The organism is Parvibaculum sp. (assembly GCF_030694575.1).
Lineage (GTDB): Bacteria > Pseudomonadota > Alphaproteobacteria > Parvibaculales > Parvibaculaceae > Parvibaculum.
On the sequence record NZ_JAUYUS010000115.1, the window covers coordinates 13,343 to 29,322 of the forward strand.

15 protein-coding genes are annotated in these 15,980 nt (G+C 64.4%); all 15 read right to left on the reverse strand.

The annotated features are described in order from the left end of the window. Positions 1–93: 93 nt before the first annotated feature. The 15 genes from rpsO to miaB all read right to left on the reverse strand — a co-directional run bounded on the left by rpsO (position 94) and on the right by miaB (position 15,930). Entirely contained in the window at positions 94–363 is a 270-nt protein-coding gene (gene rpsO / locus Q8S60_RS16220) for a 30S ribosomal protein S15 (RefSeq protein WP_305275474.1), read from the reverse strand. A 10-nt stretch (positions 364–373) separates the two neighbouring features. Then, a complete protein-coding gene (truB, locus tag Q8S60_RS16225) occupies positions 374–1,297 on the reverse strand; it encodes a tRNA pseudouridine(55) synthase TruB (RefSeq protein ID WP_305668717.1) in 924 nt (307 codons plus the stop codon). Between the two features lie 4 nt (positions 1,298–1,301). Then, entirely contained in the window at positions 1,302–1,727 is a 426-nt protein-coding gene (gene rbfA, locus Q8S60_RS16230; protein WP_305275472.1) for a 30S ribosome-binding factor RbfA, read from the reverse strand. Between the two features lie 63 nt (positions 1,728–1,790). Beyond that, entirely contained in the window at positions 1,791–4,436 is a 2,646-nt protein-coding gene (infB, locus tag Q8S60_RS16235; RefSeq protein WP_305275471.1) for a translation initiation factor IF-2, read from the reverse strand. Positions 4,437–4,468: 32 nt separating this feature from the next. Continuing rightward, the gene (locus Q8S60_RS16240) at positions 4,469–5,146 is read right to left on the reverse strand and encodes an RNA-binding protein (protein ID WP_305275470.1); all 678 of its coding nucleotides are present in this window, start codon (positions 5,144–5,146) and stop codon (positions 4,469–4,471) included. Further along, positions 5,133–6,743 (reverse strand): transcription termination factor NusA, encoded by a 1,611-nt coding sequence (gene nusA / locus Q8S60_RS16245; protein WP_305275469.1) that lies wholly within the window; start codon positions 6,741–6,743, stop codon positions 5,133–5,135. Before nusA ends, Q8S60_RS16240 begins: the two co-directional genes overlap by 14 nt. Before the next feature lie 4 nt (positions 6,744–6,747). Continuing rightward, complete coding sequence (gene rimP, locus Q8S60_RS16250) at positions 6,748–7,371, reverse strand: ribosome maturation factor RimP (protein ID WP_305275466.1); 624 nt, start codon at positions 7,369–7,371, stop codon at positions 6,748–6,750. A gap of 159 nt (positions 7,372–7,530) precedes the next feature. Then, positions 7,531–8,256, reverse strand: a complete 726-nt coding sequence (gene trmB, locus Q8S60_RS16255; protein WP_305275464.1) for a tRNA (guanosine(46)-N7)-methyltransferase TrmB — start codon at positions 8,254–8,256, stop codon at positions 7,531–7,533. A gap of 15 nt (positions 8,257–8,271) precedes the next feature. Next, positions 8,272–9,441, reverse strand: coding sequence for a methionine adenosyltransferase (metK, locus tag Q8S60_RS16260; RefSeq protein ID WP_305275462.1), 1,170 nt, complete (start codon positions 9,439–9,441; stop codon positions 8,272–8,274). A gap of 208 nt (positions 9,442–9,649) precedes the next feature. Next, positions 9,650–10,093, reverse strand: a complete 444-nt coding sequence (locus tag Q8S60_RS16265) for a helix-turn-helix domain-containing protein (protein WP_305275460.1) — start codon at positions 10,091–10,093, stop codon at positions 9,650–9,652. 126 nt (positions 10,094–10,219) lie between these two features. Next, complete coding sequence (lnt, locus tag Q8S60_RS16270; RefSeq protein ID WP_305668718.1) at positions 10,220–11,881, reverse strand: apolipoprotein N-acyltransferase; 1,662 nt, start codon at positions 11,879–11,881, stop codon at positions 10,220–10,222. 3 nt (positions 11,882–11,884) lie between these two features. Then, the gene (locus Q8S60_RS16275) at positions 11,885–12,847 is read right to left on the reverse strand and encodes a hemolysin family protein (RefSeq protein ID WP_305668719.1); all 963 of its coding nucleotides are present in this window, start codon (positions 12,845–12,847) and stop codon (positions 11,885–11,887) included. 9 nt (positions 12,848–12,856) lie between these two features. Beyond that, positions 12,857–13,414 (reverse strand): rRNA maturation RNase YbeY, encoded by a 558-nt coding sequence (gene ybeY / locus Q8S60_RS16280; protein ID WP_305668720.1) that lies wholly within the window; start codon positions 13,412–13,414, stop codon positions 12,857–12,859. Continuing rightward, entirely contained in the window at positions 13,411–14,415 is a 1,005-nt protein-coding gene (locus Q8S60_RS16285; protein WP_305275453.1) for a PhoH family protein, read from the reverse strand. The genes ybeY and Q8S60_RS16285 overlap by 4 nt, the downstream gene beginning before the upstream one ends. Before the next feature lie 78 nt (positions 14,416–14,493). After that, the gene (miaB, locus tag Q8S60_RS16290; protein WP_371134395.1) at positions 14,494–15,930 is read right to left on the reverse strand and encodes a tRNA (N6-isopentenyl adenosine(37)-C2)-methylthiotransferase MiaB; all 1,437 of its coding nucleotides are present in this window, start codon (positions 15,928–15,930) and stop codon (positions 14,494–14,496) included. Positions 15,931–15,980: the final 50 nt, after the last annotated feature.

The following is a 15,980-nucleotide window of genomic DNA, read 5'->3' on the forward strand; positions in this document are numbered from 1 at the left end:
GCAAAACACACACGCCCGCCCGTCAGGTTCCGGAAGGAACCTCGGGGCGGGCGCCGTGCAAAGCAGAACCATCGGGGCCAACAAGCACCCGGGTTACCGCCGAATCCCCAAACGGGCGATCAGCTTTTCGTAACGCGCCTGATCCTTCTTCTTCACATAGTCGAGAAGGCTGCGGCGCTGGCTCACCATCTTCAACAGACCGCGACGCGAATGATTGTCCTTCGCGTGGCCCTTGAAGTGCTCGGTGAGGTTGGTGATGCGCTCGGTGAGAATCGCGACCTGGACTTCGGGCGAACCAGTGTCGCCATCCTTGCCGGCAAATTCCTTGATGAGCTGAGCTTTGCGCTCCGGCGTAATCGACATCGGGATCTCCTTATGAACCGAGATTGAACACGCGAACGGGACAGAGCTCCCCTTTCCTGTATTCGGTGAGCGCCACCGGGTCTCCCCGATGGGTCGCCAGAACCGATCCGGAAAGGATGGGTGCGTCGCGTCCGCGCAACAAAACTCCCTGACCCTTTCTCAATCGGGCCGCATCCTCACCGCTTACGGCCAGCGCCGGGATGTCGTCCAGCGCGGTCTCAAGCGGAAGCAAATGCGTCCCAGAGCCGGGAGCGGGCGCAATATGGCCCAAGGCGCAGAGTTTATCCAGCGGAATTGCGGCCTCTTCCCGGAAGGGGCCGTGGCGGGTCCGCCGGAGCGCCGAGACATGGCCGACGGTGCCGAGCGCCAGCGCCAGATCGCGGGCCAGCGAGCGGACGTAAGTGCCTTTGCTGCAAAGGATTTCCAGCTCGGCATGGTCGGCGTCGGGACGGGCCAGAAGGACGATTTCGTGGATCGTGACGGGGCGGGGCTTCATGACCACCTCCTCGCCGGCGCGGGCGCGGGCATAGGCGCGCTCGCCATCGACCTTGATGGCGGAAAAGGCGGGGGGAACCTGCTCGATCTCGCCCGTGAAGGCGGGGAGCACCGCCTCGATTTCGGCGTCCGAGGGGCGATGGGCGCTGGTTTCCGTCACCTCCCCCTCGGCGTCGTGGGTGAGCGTTGCCTCGCCGAAGCGGATGGTGAAGCGGTAGCCCTTGATGGCGTCGATGATGAAGGGGACGGTCTTGGTGGCCTCGCCGAGCGCGACCGGGAGAATGCCGGTGGCGAGCGGATCGAGGGTGCCCGCATGGCCCGCCTTCTGCGCGTTGAAGGCGCGGCGGATCCTGTTCACGACATCCGAGGAAGTGGGGCCCAGTGGCTTGTCCACCACCACCCAGCCCGAAACCGCCTCGCCCTTCTTGCGGCGGGACATCGGCTCAGTCCTCGTCGTCATCGTGCGGCGCGAGATCCTGCGAAACCTTCGGGGAGTGCAACAGGCGGTCGATCTGTTCGGCCTTGTCGAAGGAGGTGTCCGGCTCGAAGGTGAGGTCGGGCATGTATTTGAAGGTGACTTCCTTCGAGAGCTGGCCGCGCAGATAGCCGCGCACGCGGGTGAGCGCGGCGGCAAGCGCCACGGCATCGCCCTTGCCGAGCGGCGCGACGAAGCAGGTGGCGTGGCGGAGATCGGGGCTTACGCGCACTTCCGTCACCGAGAAGCTGCGCTCGATGAGGTCCGGGTCCTGGATGGTGCCGCGCGCGACGACGTCGGACAGGGCGCGGCGGATGAGCTCGCCCGCGCGAAGCTGGCGCTGGCTCGGCCCGCGCGCGCCACGATTGTGTCCTGAACTCGATTTCTTCTGCATGGGCTTTTAAAGCTTCGATCCGCCGGATCGGCCTCCCCCCACCGGGGGGAGGCGAATTTCAGATCAGGCGAGGCTGCGCTGCACGACCTCGACGTCGAAACATTCGATGACGTCGCCCTTGCGCATGTCCTGATAACCCTCGAAGGCCATGCCGCATTCCTGACCGGACTGCACTTCCTTCACTTCATCCTTGAAGCGCTTCAAGGTGGAGAGCTTGCCTTCGTGGATCACCACGTCGTCGCGGATGAGGCGGACATGGGAGCCGCGGCGCACGACACCTTCGGTGACGCGGCAACCGGCGACCTTGCCGGTCTTGGAAATATTGAAGATTTCCAGGATTTCGGCGTTGCCGAGGAAGGTTTCGCGCAGTTCCGGCGAGAGCATGCCGGACATGGCGGCCTTGATGTCGTCCACGAGGTCGTAGATGACCGAGTAGTAGCGGATTTCGACGCCGGCCTGACGCGCGGCATCGCGCGCCTGCGTGTTGGCGCGGACGTTGAAGCCGATGATCGGTGCGCGCGACGCGGTCGCCAGCGTGACATCCGATTCCGTGACGCCGCCGACGCCGACATGAAGGACGCGGGCGGTGACTTCGTCGGTGCCGAGCTTTTCGAGCGCCTGCACGATCGCTTCGGCGGAACCCTGCACGTCCGCCTTGACGACGATCGGCAGCTCTTTCTTGTCCTGCTCCTTCAACTGCGACAGCATCTGGTCGAGCGAGGTGCGGCCACCCGTGCCGACGCGCTTGTCGCGCTGGAGGCGCTGGCGGTAGGCGGTGACTTCGCGGGCGCGGCCTTCGCTCTCGACGACGCTGATGACGTCGCCCGCTTCCGGCGCGCCGCCGAGGCCGAGCACTTCGACGGGCACGGACGGCCCGGCGCTCTCGACATTTTCGCCGCGATCGTTGATGAGCGCGCGGACACGGCCCCATTCGGCGCCGGCCACGATGATGTCGCCAACCTTCAGCGTGCCGCGCTGCACGAGCACGGTGCCGACCGGGCCGCGGCCGCGATCGAGCTTCGCTTCGACGATGATGCCTTCGGCGGGACGATCCGGGTTTGCACGGATGTCGAGCAGTTCGGCCTGGAGGAGAATGGTTTCCTCAAGCTTGTCGAGACCCAGCCCCGTCTTGGCGGAGATCGGCACGGCGAGCACGTCGCCGCCGAAATCCTCGACCACGACTTCGTGCTGCAGCAGTTCGTTCTTCACGCGGGTCGGATCCGCTTCCGGCTTGTCCATCTTGTTGATGGCGACGATCATCGGAACGCCGGCAGCCTTGGCATGATTGATCGCTTCGATCGTCTGCGGCATGACGCCGTCATCGGCCGCGACGACGAGCACGACGATATCCGTCACCTTGGCGCCGCGTGCGCGCATGGAGGTGAAGGCGGCGTGGCCGGGCGTATCGAGGAAGGTGATGCGCTCGCCCGAACTCAGGTTCACCTGATAGGCGCCGATATGCTGCGTGATGCCGCCCGCTTCGCCGGCGGCGACGTCGGTCTTGCGGAGTGCGTCGAGAAGCGAGGTCTTGCCGTGGTCGACGTGACCCATGACGGTGACGACCGGCGCACGGGGCTGCTTCGCCTCATCGATATCCGCTTCGCCGACCAGACCTTCTTCAACGTCCGATTCCGCGACGCGCTTGACGGTGTGGCCGAGTTCTTCCGCGACGAGCTGGGCCGTGTCGCTGTCGATCACGTCGGTGATCTTCAGCATGATGCCCTGCTTCATCAGGATCTTCATCACATCGACCGCGCGCTCCGCCATGCGGTTCGCAAGTTCCTGGATGGTGATGATTTCCGGGATGACGACTTCGCGGACGATCTTCTGCGGAGCATCCTGGATGCCCATGTGCTTCTTGCGCTCGCGCTCGACGCGGCGGCGCATCGAAGCGAGCGAACGCTGACGCTCGCTCTCGTCGTCGAAAGCCTTGGTGATGGTGAGCTTGCCGCGGCGACGCTCTTCGGTGCGGCGGGCGGGCGGCGCCTTGGCCGGCGTATGACCGGCGCCACGCTTCGGCTTCTCGTCGTCCTCTTCGACCGCCAGTTCCTTTGCAGGACGGGCGGCGACGGCCGGACGATCGTCGTCGAGGCGGCGTTTCGCTTCCTCGGCGGCGCGGGTCCGCGTCGTCTGATCGGTCGAATGACGCGCGGCTTCCTCGGCGGCGCGCGCGGCGGCGGCGGCACGTTCGGCCTCGCGGCGGGCATCTTCCTCGGCGAAGCGGCGCGCTTCTTCCTCGGCGCGGCGGCGATCCTCGCCCTCGCGCTCACGCGCGCTGTCGAGCGCCTGGGCGCGGGCGTTCTTTTCTTCTTCCGTGAGGGTGCGCAGCACGACGCCAGAACGGACGCGGCTCGGCTTCTTTTCGACCGCAGGCGCGGCGGCTGCAGGAGCGGCGGGTGCCGCGGCAGGCGCGGCAGCGGCAGGCGCGGCGGGAGCGGCCGCCGGAGGCGCTGCCTTCACTTCCACAGGAGCGGCGGGCTTCGCCTCGGGCGCGGCGGCGGGCTTTTTCGCGGTCTCTTCGACAGGAGCCGGCGCGGCATCCGCCGAGGTCTTCAGCGTGCGCTTCTTCTTTTTCTCGACGACGACCGACTTCGAGCGGCCATGCGAAAAATTCTGGCGAACATGGCCAGACTCCACCGTCCGCTTGAGGCTCAGTGTCTTGCCTGCGGCTTTCGGTTTGCGTTCGCTCGTATCGGCCTGGTCGGTCATTCGTATCCTTCGTTACCCTGGGTCCCGCGCCATCAGAGGGCACGGGCATTTTCCGGGCGGTCCTTCCGCCCATAGCGCTCAAGTCTGGCAAGATCCGCCACGACTTTCGCCTGCATGCGTCCCTGGATCAGGGCTGCATGTATCACATTTCCGCGGCCCAATGCCAAACCCATTTCATAGGCCCAAAGCGGGCTCAGGGTGGCGACATCGGGCAGAATACCTTGCTCTTTCGCCACGCGGAGGCGTTGTTCGAGCTTGCGGCGGCCATCTTCGGCACCGTCGCGGGCCTCAATGAGGCAAACGACGCGGCCCCGGTCGATGGCCGTCATTACCTTCTCAAAGCCTGTCTCCAGCGCACCGGCCTTGCGGGCGAGGCCCAGCGTATCGGCGGCGCGGCGGGCGAGCAGACGCTCCACAAGATCGGGAAGACCAAGGTCCGCGACGACGGAAGCCTTGGCCGCCCTAGCGAAATGACCCTTCGCGACGGCTTTTTCAACCATCGCGCGGGTTCCTGTTACCCAAAAGCCGCGTCCGGGAAGTTTTTCCGCCAGATCCGGCACGACCCGGCCTTCCGGATCGAGCACGAAGCGGATCAGCCCCTCCTTCGGGCCGCTCTCCCCGGAGACGATGCAGCGGCGCTCCGAGGGATCGGCGGCTTCGTCGCCGCCCTCCGGATCGCCGTCAGCCACATCGCCGTCAGGCTTCTTCACCAACCTCGTCCGCTTCACCGGCCTCTTCCTCTTCGTCGGAGGCGAGATCGGCCTCGGTGATCCAGCCGGCCTTGAGACGCGCCTGCATGATGAGGTCGTTCGCCTCTTCGGATGTCAGGTCGAAGCCTTCGATAATGCCCTGCTGGTGCTTGCGCTCGCCGTTCACCGTCTCGTTCCAGCCGATCAGGTCGTCCGTCGCGCAGCCCGCGAGGTCTTCGATGGTCTTGATGTCGTTTTCGCCGAACGCCACCATCATCTTCGGCGTGACACCCGGTACTTCGGCGACTTCGTCGGCAACGCCGAGCCCGCGGCGCTTCGCGTCGAATTCCGCATTCTGGCGTTCGATATATTCGAGCGCGCGGCTCTGGATTTCCTGCGCGGTGTCCTCGTCGAAGCCTTCGATCTCGGCGATTTCGTCGAGATCGACATAGGCCACTTCCTCGATCGAGGCAAAGCCCTCGGAGGCGAGAAGCTGCGCGATCATCTCGTCGACGTCGAGCGCCTCGGCAAAGGTTGCCGTGCGGCTGAGGAATTCGGCCTGGCGGCGCTCGCTTTCCTCGGCTTCGGTCAGGATGTCGATATCCCAGCCGGTGAGCTGCGAGGCGAGGCGCACGTTCTGGCCACGACGGCCGATGGCGAGCGAGAGCTGGTCGTCCGGCACGACGACTTCGATGCGCTGCGCATCTTCGTCGAGCACGACCTTGACGACTTCCGCCGGCGCGAGGCCATTGACGATGAAGGTGGCGGCGTCGGGCGACCACTGGATGATGTCGATCTTCTCGCCCTGCAATTCGTTCACGACGGCCTGCACGCGGCTGCCGCGCATACCGACGCAGGCACCGACGGGGTCGATGGACGAGTCGTTCGAGAGAACGGCGATCTTCGCACGGCTGCCCGGATCGCGGGCGACGGCCTTGATCTCGATGATGCCGTCGTAGATTTCCGGCACTTCCTGCGCGAAGAGCTTGGCCATGAACTGGGGATGCGAGCGCGACAGGAAAATCTGCGGTCCGCGCTGTTCGCGGCGGACGTCGTAGATGTAGGCACGGATACGGTCGCCGTTGCGAAAGGTTTCGCGCGGCAGAAGCTCGTCGCGGCGAACGATGGCTTCGCCACGTCCGAGATCGACGATCACGTTGCCGTATTCGACGCGCTTGACGATACCGTTGACGATTTCGCCGATGCGGTCCTTGTATTCGTCGTACTGGCGCTCGCGTTCCGCATCGCGCACCTTCTGGACGATGACCTGCTTGGCGGTCTGCGCGGCGATGCGGCCGAAATCGACCGGCGGCAATTCATCTTCGATGAGGTCGCCGAGCTGCGCGGCCGGGTTGCGGCGCTGCGCCGACTTCAGGTCGATCTGAATGGCGTCGTTGTCGACCGCTTCCACGACCTCGAGAAGGCGGACCAGGCGAATTTCGCCGGTCTGCGGATTGATCCGGGCACGGATTTCATTTTCCGCGCCGTAGCGGGAGCGGGCCGCCTTCTGGATCGCTTCCGCCATCGCCTCGATGACGACTTCACGGTCGATCGACTTTTCGCGCGCGACCGCATCCGCGATCTGCAACAGTTCAAGCCGGTTGGCGCTTACAGCCATTCTCTTATTCTCCGTCGGAGGGGGCATCGTCGGAGGCGTCTGGCGCCCTGCCCTGTCTTTTGAGACTTTCCCTTATGAGATCGTCGCTCATCACGAGCTTCGCCTCACTCAACTGACGGAACGGCAGACCGAGAACCTGCGGCTCCGAAAAACCTTCGATATCGCACTCAACGAGAACTTCGCCGTCTTCGACGCCCTGCAGCAGGCCACGAAAGCGCTTGCGGCCCGACAGGGCTTCCGACAATTCGATCTTGGCGTCGAAACCCTGCCAGCGTTCGAAATCCTTCGGCCTCGTCAGCGGCCGGTCGATGCCGGGCGACGAGATCTCGAGATTGTATTCGCCGGGGATCGGGTCCTCGACATCGAGCACGGCCGAAAGCATGCGCGAGAGTTCCGCGCAATCCTCGACCGACATCGAGCCGTCGGGACGTTCCGCCATGATCTGCAGCGTCTGACCGTCCTGCGCGCCGAAGCGCACCCGCACGATCTCGAATTCCGCGCCTTCGGCCGGGCCGCGCAACAGGTCGAATACCTGACGCGCCACGCCGGGCGGCGCGATCAGATGCGTGTCGAGCGCGGCAAGGTCTGCCGCGCCGCTGTCAGGCTTTTTGTCGAGACCCGTGGCCAAAGGCCGTTCTCCAAACCGAATGCATCAACGAGGCCCCAGAAACAAAAAAAGCGGGCCCCCGTTTCCGGAGACAGCCCACTCTGAGAGCGTCGCTGACTTGATTGGCGCCTATATAGCGCCTTTTAGGGGGCGAGGGCAAGGGGCGCGCGGGCCCGGATTTCAGGCGCGGCGGAAGGAGAGATAGACGGGGGTGCGGCCTTCGCGGATCGCTTTCGCCTCATAGCGCGTTCCGGGCCAGCCTTCATAGGGGGTGCGCCAGTCGGCCGGCTTTTCCGCCGTCCAGATGAAGGTTTCGCCGTTCTCGCGGTTGAAGCGGGCGATATGGGCGAGGGTCCAGGCGATGTAATCGGGGATGTCGCTGGCGAAGCGCAATTCGCCGCCGGGCTTCAGAGCGCGGGCGAGGAAGGCCAGCGTCTCGTCATTGATGAAGCGGCGCTTGTTGTGGCGCTTTTTCGGCCAGGGATCGGGATAGAGGATATTGATGCGAGCGAGCGATGCCGGAACGAGCCGCTCCAGAAGAAAGCGTGCGTCGTCGTTGAGGATGCGGACATTGCCGAGGCCGCGCTCGTCGATCTCCGCGATAAGCTTGGCGACGCCGTTCACGAAGGGCTCGCAACCGAGAAAGCCGATGCCGGGATGAAGCGACGCCTGATGCGCCAGGTGTTCGCCGCCGCCGAAGCCGATCTCAAGCCAGATTTCCTCCGGCGCGCCGAACAGCGCGCGAGGATCGATGGCTTTGTCCTCAAGCGAAATGGAGACCCTCGGGAAGAGGGTCTCCATCAAATACGCCTGGCGGGACCGCAGGCTCTTGCCCTTGGTCCGGCCATAGACATGACGCCGGGACTTTTCCGCGGCACTGCCCAGATGTGAACTTCTCGGGCTCATGCAGCTCGCGTTTCGTTAGCGGATTTCCGCCTCGAGCTTGCCGGCGAGGTCGGTCTTCTCCCACGAGAAGCCACCATCCGACTCCGGCATGCGGCCGAAGTGGCCGTAGGCGGCGGTGCGTTCGTAGATCGGCCGGTTGAGCTGGAGATGCTCGCGGATGCCGCGCGGCGAAAGGTCCATGCATTTCGCCACGGCGCGCTCCACCGCTTCTTCCTCGACCTTGCCGGTGCCGTGCAGATCGACATAGATCGAGAGCGGCTTCGAGACACCGATCGCGTAGGAAAGCTGGATGGTGCAACGCTCGGAAAGACCCGCTGCCACAACGTTTTTGGCGAGGTAGCGCGAGGCATAGGCGGCCGAGCGGTCGACCTTCGTCGGATCCTTGCCGGAGAAGGCACCACCGCCGTGAGGCGCCGCACCGCCGTAGGTGTCGACGATGATCTTGCGGCCGGTGAGGCCGGCGTCGCCGTCCGGACCGCCGATGACGAAGTTGCCTGTGGGGTTCACGTAGAATTCCTCTTCCGGCGGGAACCAGCCGGCCGGCAGCACGTCTTTCACAACGGCGCGCACGAGTTCGCGCAAATCGGTCAGCTTCACACCGGCCTTGTGCTGCGTCGAGACGACGACGGAGGTGACACCGACGGGCTTGCCGTTTTCGTATTTCAGCGTGACCTGGCTCTTCGAATCCGGTTCGAATTCCGAACGCTCGCCGGAATGGCGAAGTTCGGCCATGCGCTTCAGGATACGATGCGAATAGATGATCGGAGCAGGCATCAGCACGTCGGTTTCGGTGCAGGCATAGCCGAACATGATGCCCTGGTCGCCGGCGCCTTCGTCCTTGTTGCCGCTGGCGTCCACGCCCTGCGCGATGTCGGCGGATTGCGCGTGCAGCAGCACCTCGACATCGGCCTTCTTCCAGTGAAAGCCTTCCTGCTCGTAGCCGATCGCCTTGACGGCCTGACGCGCCGTCTCCTCGATCATTTCCTTGGTGATGGAAGCAGGACCGCGCACTTCGCCGGCCAGCACGATCTTGTTGGTGGTGGTCAACGTCTCGCATGCGACGCGGGCAAACGGGTCCGCTGCCAGATAGAGATCGACGACGGCGTCGGAAATCCTGTCGCACACCTTGTCGGGGTGGCCCTCTGAAACGGATTCGCTGGTGAACAGGAAATTTGACCTAGCCAAGTTGATCTCCCTCATGGGTCTGAGATGAGTTTGTGCCCGATGCCGCGGAACCGCCCGCCGGGCTTCGAAATATGCCGATGCGGGACAATATCGCTTGTGCCGGGCCCAGCGGCTCTGGTTTTTACAAGGATCGGATGCCGGGTCAACAGCCGAACGCAAAAAGATATGCACATACGTGCATATCCTCTGAATATTTACCGTAATGAAATCAGGAGACGAGAAGCTTGCCGTCTTCGGCCATCTCGGCTTCATCCGCCATGCCGCCCAGCGTCTTCACGAGATCGAGGATGCGCTTGCGAAGTTTCGCGTCTGTGATGGCGAAAAAGGCGCTGTTGAGCTGGATCCCCTCGGCGGTGGAGAGAACGTCCATGTCGAAACCGGCGGATGCCCCCGGCTCGAACGGACCATCGCCTGTCTCACCGGATTCCACTCCTTCGAAGAAATATTCGATGGGAACACCCAGCACGCTGCCGATCTGGTAGAGGCGGCTCGCACCGATGCGGTTGGTGCCCTTCTCGTATTTCTGGACCTGCTGGAAGGTAAGCCCAAGGCTCTCGCCGAGCTTTTCCTGGCTCATGGCGATCAGCATGCGGCGCATGCGGACCCTGGCCCCTACATGGACATCGATCGGATTGGGCAATTTGCGTGGCACACTGAACCCTTCGAACCGGTGACAGGTTTTGCAGAATACAACCTTAAGTCGAGCCTTGCATCAAAGTCACATCCCAAAAAATGGCGGAAATCCCCAAGGACTACCATTGTGGATGCAACCTTTACGTCAGGCGCGGGGACGGCCGTACCAGACGGCGCCGGCTGCGGCGATCAGCAGGAAGGCGAGGAAGAGGTCCCCGAGCCGCGCATAAAGCGTCGGCTGCAGAGGTGCGGGAAGCGCCGCGTCGATGACGCCGCGCGCGTCGAGCGGCAGGCTTTTGACGACACGGCCATAGGGGTCGATCACCGCCGAGATGCCGCTGTTCGCGGCGCGGACGAGCGGCAAACCCTGCTCCACGGCGCGGAGGCGGACTTGGGAAAAATGCTGCCAGGGGCCGGCGGATCTGCCGAACCAGGCGTCGTTCGTGATGTTGACGAGCCAGTCCGGCCGCGCGCCGGGCGCGACGACTTCGCCGGGAAAAATGACCTCGTAGCAGATGAGGGGACTGACCGGCGGAAGGCCGGACAGGGCGAGCGTCACCGGCCCGGGGCCGACATCGAAGCTGCCCTGGAACTGCACAAGCTGGCGCAGGCCTATGCGGCCGAGCCAATGGCGCAAGGGCACATACTCGCCGAAGGGCACGAGATGATGCTTGTCGTAGGTCGCGGCGATCTCGCCGTTGGAGTCGACGACATAAAGGCTGTTGTAGAAAACGCGCAGCCGCGTCGAAGGACCGCCCGGCTCCGGCTCACCCCGATTTGAGCCGGCGATGAGTTTAGCCCCCTCCGGCAGAATACGGCCGATGGCGCCCAGCACATAGGGCTCGCGCGCGAGCAGCACAGGCACGGCATTTTCCGGCCAGACGACGACAGTGCCGCCGTCGATGCCATGCGGCCGCTCCGGCGTCGGCTCCTGCGACATGCGCAGGAGCTGGCCGATGATGGTGAGAAGGCGGTCGGGATCGTTCCAGTTGTCGGCGAAGGGCGTGTTCGGATGCACGATCCTGACATTGACGCCTTCGGCATAGGTCAGCTCGGCCGAGGACAGGCGCGCGGCGCCGCCGACCCAGAGGAGCGCAAGGCTTGCAAGCGCGATCAGCGGCGCGGCGAGAAGCTCACCGTCGACGGCGTGCTGGGCAGAGCTCACCCTTGTATCGAAAGAGGCGGGCGACCCGACAATCAACAATGCAATGAGCGACAGGCCATAGGCGCCGACCAGAGCGGCGACCTGCATGAGCGCATCGGAGCCGGTGAAACTCTCGCCGATCAGGTTCCAGGGAAAGCCCGTCAGCACATGGCCGCGCAGCCACTCGAAGACGGTCCATGCGAGCGCGAGGACGACGACGCGCCTGTAGCCGCGAAACCAGAAGAGCCGCGCAAGCGCCGCTGCCGCGCCGGTGAAGAGGCCGAGCCCCGCCGGCAGCAATGTGACGGCGACGGGCAACAGGAAGGCGAATTTGTCGGCCTCGACCAGAAAGGCATGGCCGACCCAGTAGAGCCCCAGAAAGAAATAGCCGAAGCCGAACCACCAGCCGACGGCACCCGCCCGCCACATGACGCGGCGGCGGCGCGAGCGCGTCGGCTCGCCGACCCCATCGAGAAGCCAGACAAGAAACGGAACGGTGATAAAGAGGACGGGAAGGAAATCGTAAGGCGGGAGTGCAAGCACGCTGAGGGCGCCGGCAACGAAAGCGGCGAGATGACGCCGCCAGCCGCGCAGTTCGGCAAGGATGGTGGCGACGCGCTCGACGCGGTAGACGGCAGCGGCGACGCCGCTTTCAACCCGCACGCGTCAGCCTTCCGCCGGTGCGGGGGCCGAGGAACTATCTTCCGATGTGGGCAGAAGATGTATCCGCATGCGCTTGATGCGGCGCGGATCGGCGTCCTTCACCTCGAATTCGAGGCCCGCCGGGTGGCGGACAAGCTCGCCCCGCAGCGGTACACGGCCGAGAAGCGAGAAGACGAGGCCGGCCAGCGTGTCGACATCGTCTTCGTATTCTTCCTCGACCAGACGGATGCCGATCATCTCTTCAAGCTCCTCGATCGGGCAACGCGCATCGGCGTCGATCGAGCCGTCGTCGCGGCGCACGAGAGCGGGCCCTTCGTCCGTGTCGTGCTCGTCTTCTATCTCGCCGACGATCTCCTCGACGAGATCCTCGATCGAAACGAGACCGTCGGTGCCGCCATATTCGTCGATGACGAGGGCGAGATGGATGCGCGTCGCCTGCATCTTCACGAGAAGATCGAGCGCGGGCATGGAGGGTGGCACGAAGAGAATGTCGCGCCGGATCGACCGCAACGCAAAGGGCTGCCGGGGGGAGGGGGCGCCTTCCTCGGGCGGCGCAAGCCAGGCGAGCACGTCCTTCAGATGGACCATGCCGAGCGGATCGTCCAGCGTCTCGCGGTAGATCGGCATCCGCGAATGGCTCGATGCGTGAAAGAGGCGGAGGCATTCCTCGAGCGAGGCACCTTCCTCCACGCCCACGACGTCGGCGCGCGGCACCATGACATCGTCGACGCGCAACTCGCCGAACTTCAGGATGTTGACGAGCATATGCCGCTCTTCGGCGGTGAGGCCGCGATGCATGTCCTCATGCTCCTCGATTACCTCTTCGAGGCTTTCGCGGAGCGAGCTGTCGCCCGTGCCGTTCATCCCCAGAAGCGTGCGGAGCCAGCCGAAACGCGAGCGGCCGCGCGAATAGGAGGAACCGTCTTTGGAAGGAGCGACGAGAGATCGGTCGGTCGTATCGGCCATTGTCTTCGTTTATCGTCCGGTGTGATCGGCGTCATAAGGATCGGCGATGCCGAGGTCTTCCAGTATGTCGCGTTCGAGCGCTTCCATCTCGTCGGCCTCCACGTCTTCGATGTGATCGTGCCCGAGGAGATGGAGCACGCCATGCACCGTCAGGTGGGAGAGGTGATCTGCGAATTTCTTTTTCTGTTCGGCGGCTTCGCGAACGATCGTCTCGCGCGCGAGCACGACATCGCCGAGAAGCGGCGTCGCGCCGGCGAAGGCCGCTTCGGGTGCGCCGGTGTCGGGCATCTCGGCGGCCGGAAAGGACAGAACATTGGTGGGACCGCTCTTGCCGCGATAGGCCTTGTTGAGCTTCGCGACCAGCGCATCGTCGCCGAGCACGATGCAGAGTTCCGCCGCCTCGCCGCCTCGCGACACCGCATAGGCGTGTTCGGCGGCCCGGCGCACGGTTTCGTCGGTGCCGCTTTCCCAATCTCCGGCCTCGCGCAGAACCTCGATCTCGAGCCCGGAAATCGAGCTGTGAGACCGGTCGCTGCGTTTTCGCCCCGGGGAGCCGTCGGAACTCATTTGGTGCCCTCCAGAAGTCCACGTTCGCGGGCATTGTAGGCCTTGACGATGCGCGTGACGAGCGGATGCCGCACGACATCGGCATCCGAGAAATGCACGGTCGAGCAGCCGGGAACGCCTTCCAGAACCTCCAGCGCGTCGCGCAGGCCCGATTTTGCGCCGAGCGGCAGGTCGACCTGGCTCGGGTCGCCGGTGATCGCCATGCGGCTGTTTTCACCGAGGCGGGTCAGGAACATCTTCATCTGAACGGGCGTACAGTTCTGCGCTTCGTCGAGGATGACGAAGGAATTGGCCAGCGTGCGGCCGCGCATGAAGGCGAGCGGTGCGACCTCGATCTCGCCGGACTCGATGCCCTTCATTGCCTGCTCGCCCGGCAGCGTGTCGTAGAGTGCGTCGTAGAGCGGGCGCAGATAGGGGTCGATCTTCTCTTTCAGATCGCCCGGGAGAAAGCCCAGACGCTCACCCGCCTCGACGGCGGGACGCGACAGGATGATGCGGTCGACGCGCTTCTGCAGCAGCATGGAGACGGCGACGGCGACGGCGAGATAGGTCTTGCCCGTGCCGGCGGGACCGACGCCGAAGACGAGTTCGTTCGACATCAGGGCGTCGATATAGGTTCCTTGCGTCTGCGAGCGCGGGCCGATGACGCGGCGTTTCGTCTGGATCTGCTGGCGCGCGAGGCCGCTTTGCGGCTGGGCGAGATCTGCGTCGGGTGCCGTTGCCATGCGGATCGCTCCTTCGACTTCGCCGGTGCTGACTTCCTGGCCGGATTTGAGCCGGGCATAAAGATCCTTGAGCACGCGGTCGGCCTGATTACGCGCATGGGCGTTGCCGGTGATGACGAGCTTGTTGCCGCGCGACGTCGCGAGCACACCGAGACCCTGTTCAATACGCGCGAGGTGCCGGTCGTTGGTTCCGAAAAGCTCGGTCAGGAGACGATTGTCGTCGAAGGCAATGACAAGGCTGTCATCGCCGCCCGTTTCACCCTTCGATGTCTTCATTCCACCTGTTGCGCTCAACTGCACCCTGTCCTTTCGACGTGCGTATGACCACCGACAATTCCGACTTCGGGTCCGACTTCAGACGAGGACCCCCGCTTCTTCGCGCAGGCGCCCTCGCAGGCTGTTTCGATGCCCCTCCTCGATCACGACATCGACAAGGCTGCCGAAGAGATGTTCCGGCGCGTCGTCGATATGAACCGACTGGAGATAGGGGCTGCGGCCGACGAGCTGGCTCTCGCCACGGCCGCGCCGGTCGAAGAGGACCGGCATGGTGCGGCCGGCGCAGCCTGCATTGAAAGCCAGCTGCTGCTCGCCGAGAAGTGCCTGAAGACGCTGCAACCGTTCGCTCTTGACGTCTTCCGGCACCTGATCTTCTTCCGTCGCGGCGGGCGTGCCGGGACGGGGGCTGTATTTGAAGCTGTAGGCCTGCGCGAAGCCGACGGTGCGGATGAGGCCGAGCGTCGCCTCGAAATCCGCTTCCGTCTCGCCGGGGAACCCGACAATGAAATCCGACGAGAGGGCGATGTCGGGCTTTGCGGCACGGATGCGGTCGATGATGCGATAATAGGTATCCGCGTCGTGACGGCGGTTCATCGCCGCCAGGATGCGGTCCGAACCCGACTGCACCGGCAGGTGAAGATAAGGCATCAGCTCCGGCACATCGCGATGCGCGGCAATGAGTTCTTCATCCATGTCGCGAGGATGGCTCGTCGTGTAGCGCAGCCGTGCCAGTCCGTCGATTTGCGCGAGTGCGCGAATGAGGCGGCCGAGCGTTGCCGGACGGCCCGTCTCGTCCACGCCATGCCAGGCGTTGACGTTCTGGCCGAGCAGCGTGATCTCGCGCACGCCTGCATCGACCAGTGCGCGCGCTTCCTCGAGAATGCGCGCGATGGGCCGCGAGAATTCGCTGCCGCGCGTATAGGGCACGACACAGAAGGTGCAGAACTTGTCGCAGCCCTCCTGAATGGTCAGGAAGGCGGTTGCGCCACGCGCCAGCGTCTTGCGCTTTTCCGGCATGGGCAGAGTGCCGAATTTGTCGTCGGCCGGAAATTCCGTCTCAACGATGCCAGGCCCACCATTCGCAAGGCGCGCGACATATTCCGGCAGACGATGATAGGTCTGCGGCCCGAACACGAGATCGACGACGGGCGCGCGGCGGCGCATCTCCTCGCCTTCGGCCTGCGCGACGCAGCCGGCCACACCGATCAGCAGCTCTTCGCCGCGCCCGGATTTTTCCTTCTTCAATTCGCGCAGGCGGCCGAGTTCCGAATAGACCTTGTCCGCCGCCTTTTCGCGGATGTGGCAGGTATTCAGAATGACGATGTCGGCATCGTCGGGCGTATCGACTTCCGAATAGCCGGACGGCGCCATGACATCGACCATGCGGGCCGAGTCATAGACGTTCATCTGGCAGCCATAAGTCTTGACGAAGATTTTCTTGCGCGGCGCGCCGGGTTCGGCCTTCAGGCCCTCTTCCGATGCGACGGTACGGGATGGCGCTTGATGATCGTGCAATGTGTGCGCTCGTCTCCTCTGGGAACTCGACTGATGGGCAAGCCTATCAT

What these genes read in the sequence shown, in the direction of transcription:
- rpsO (WP_305275474.1), bottom strand. Translation starts at nt 363, where the DNA reads ATGTCGATTACGCCGGAGCGCAAAGCTCAGCTCATCAAGGAATTTGCC.
- infB (WP_305275471.1), bottom strand. Translation starts at nt 4,436, where the DNA reads ATGACCGACCAGGCCGATACGAGCGAACGCAAACCGAAAGCCGCAGGC.
- trmB (WP_305275464.1), bottom strand. Translation starts at nt 8,256, where the DNA reads ATGAGCCCGAGAAGTTCACATCTGGGCAGTGCCGCGGAAAAGTCCCGG.
- Q8S60_RS16285 (WP_305275453.1), bottom strand. Translation starts at nt 14,415, where the DNA reads ATGAAGACATCGAAGGGTGAAACGGGCGGCGATGACAGCCTTGTCATT.
- Q8S60_RS16275 (WP_305668719.1), bottom strand. Translation starts at nt 12,847, where the DNA reads ATGGCCGATACGACCGACCGATCTCTCGTCGCTCCTTCCAAAGACGGT.
- ybeY (WP_305668720.1), bottom strand. Translation starts at nt 13,414, where the DNA reads ATGAGTTCCGACGGCTCCCCGGGGCGAAAACGCAGCGACCGGTCTCAC.
- rbfA (WP_305275472.1), bottom strand. Translation starts at nt 1,727, where the DNA reads ATGCAGAAGAAATCGAGTTCAGGACACAATCGTGGCGCGCGCGGGCCG.
- nusA (WP_305275469.1), bottom strand. Translation starts at nt 6,743, where the DNA reads ATGGCTGTAAGCGCCAACCGGCTTGAACTGTTGCAGATCGCGGATGCG.
- truB (WP_305668717.1), bottom strand. Translation starts at nt 1,297, where the DNA reads ATGTCCCGCCGCAAGAAGGGCGAGGCGGTTTCGGGCTGGGTGGTGGTG.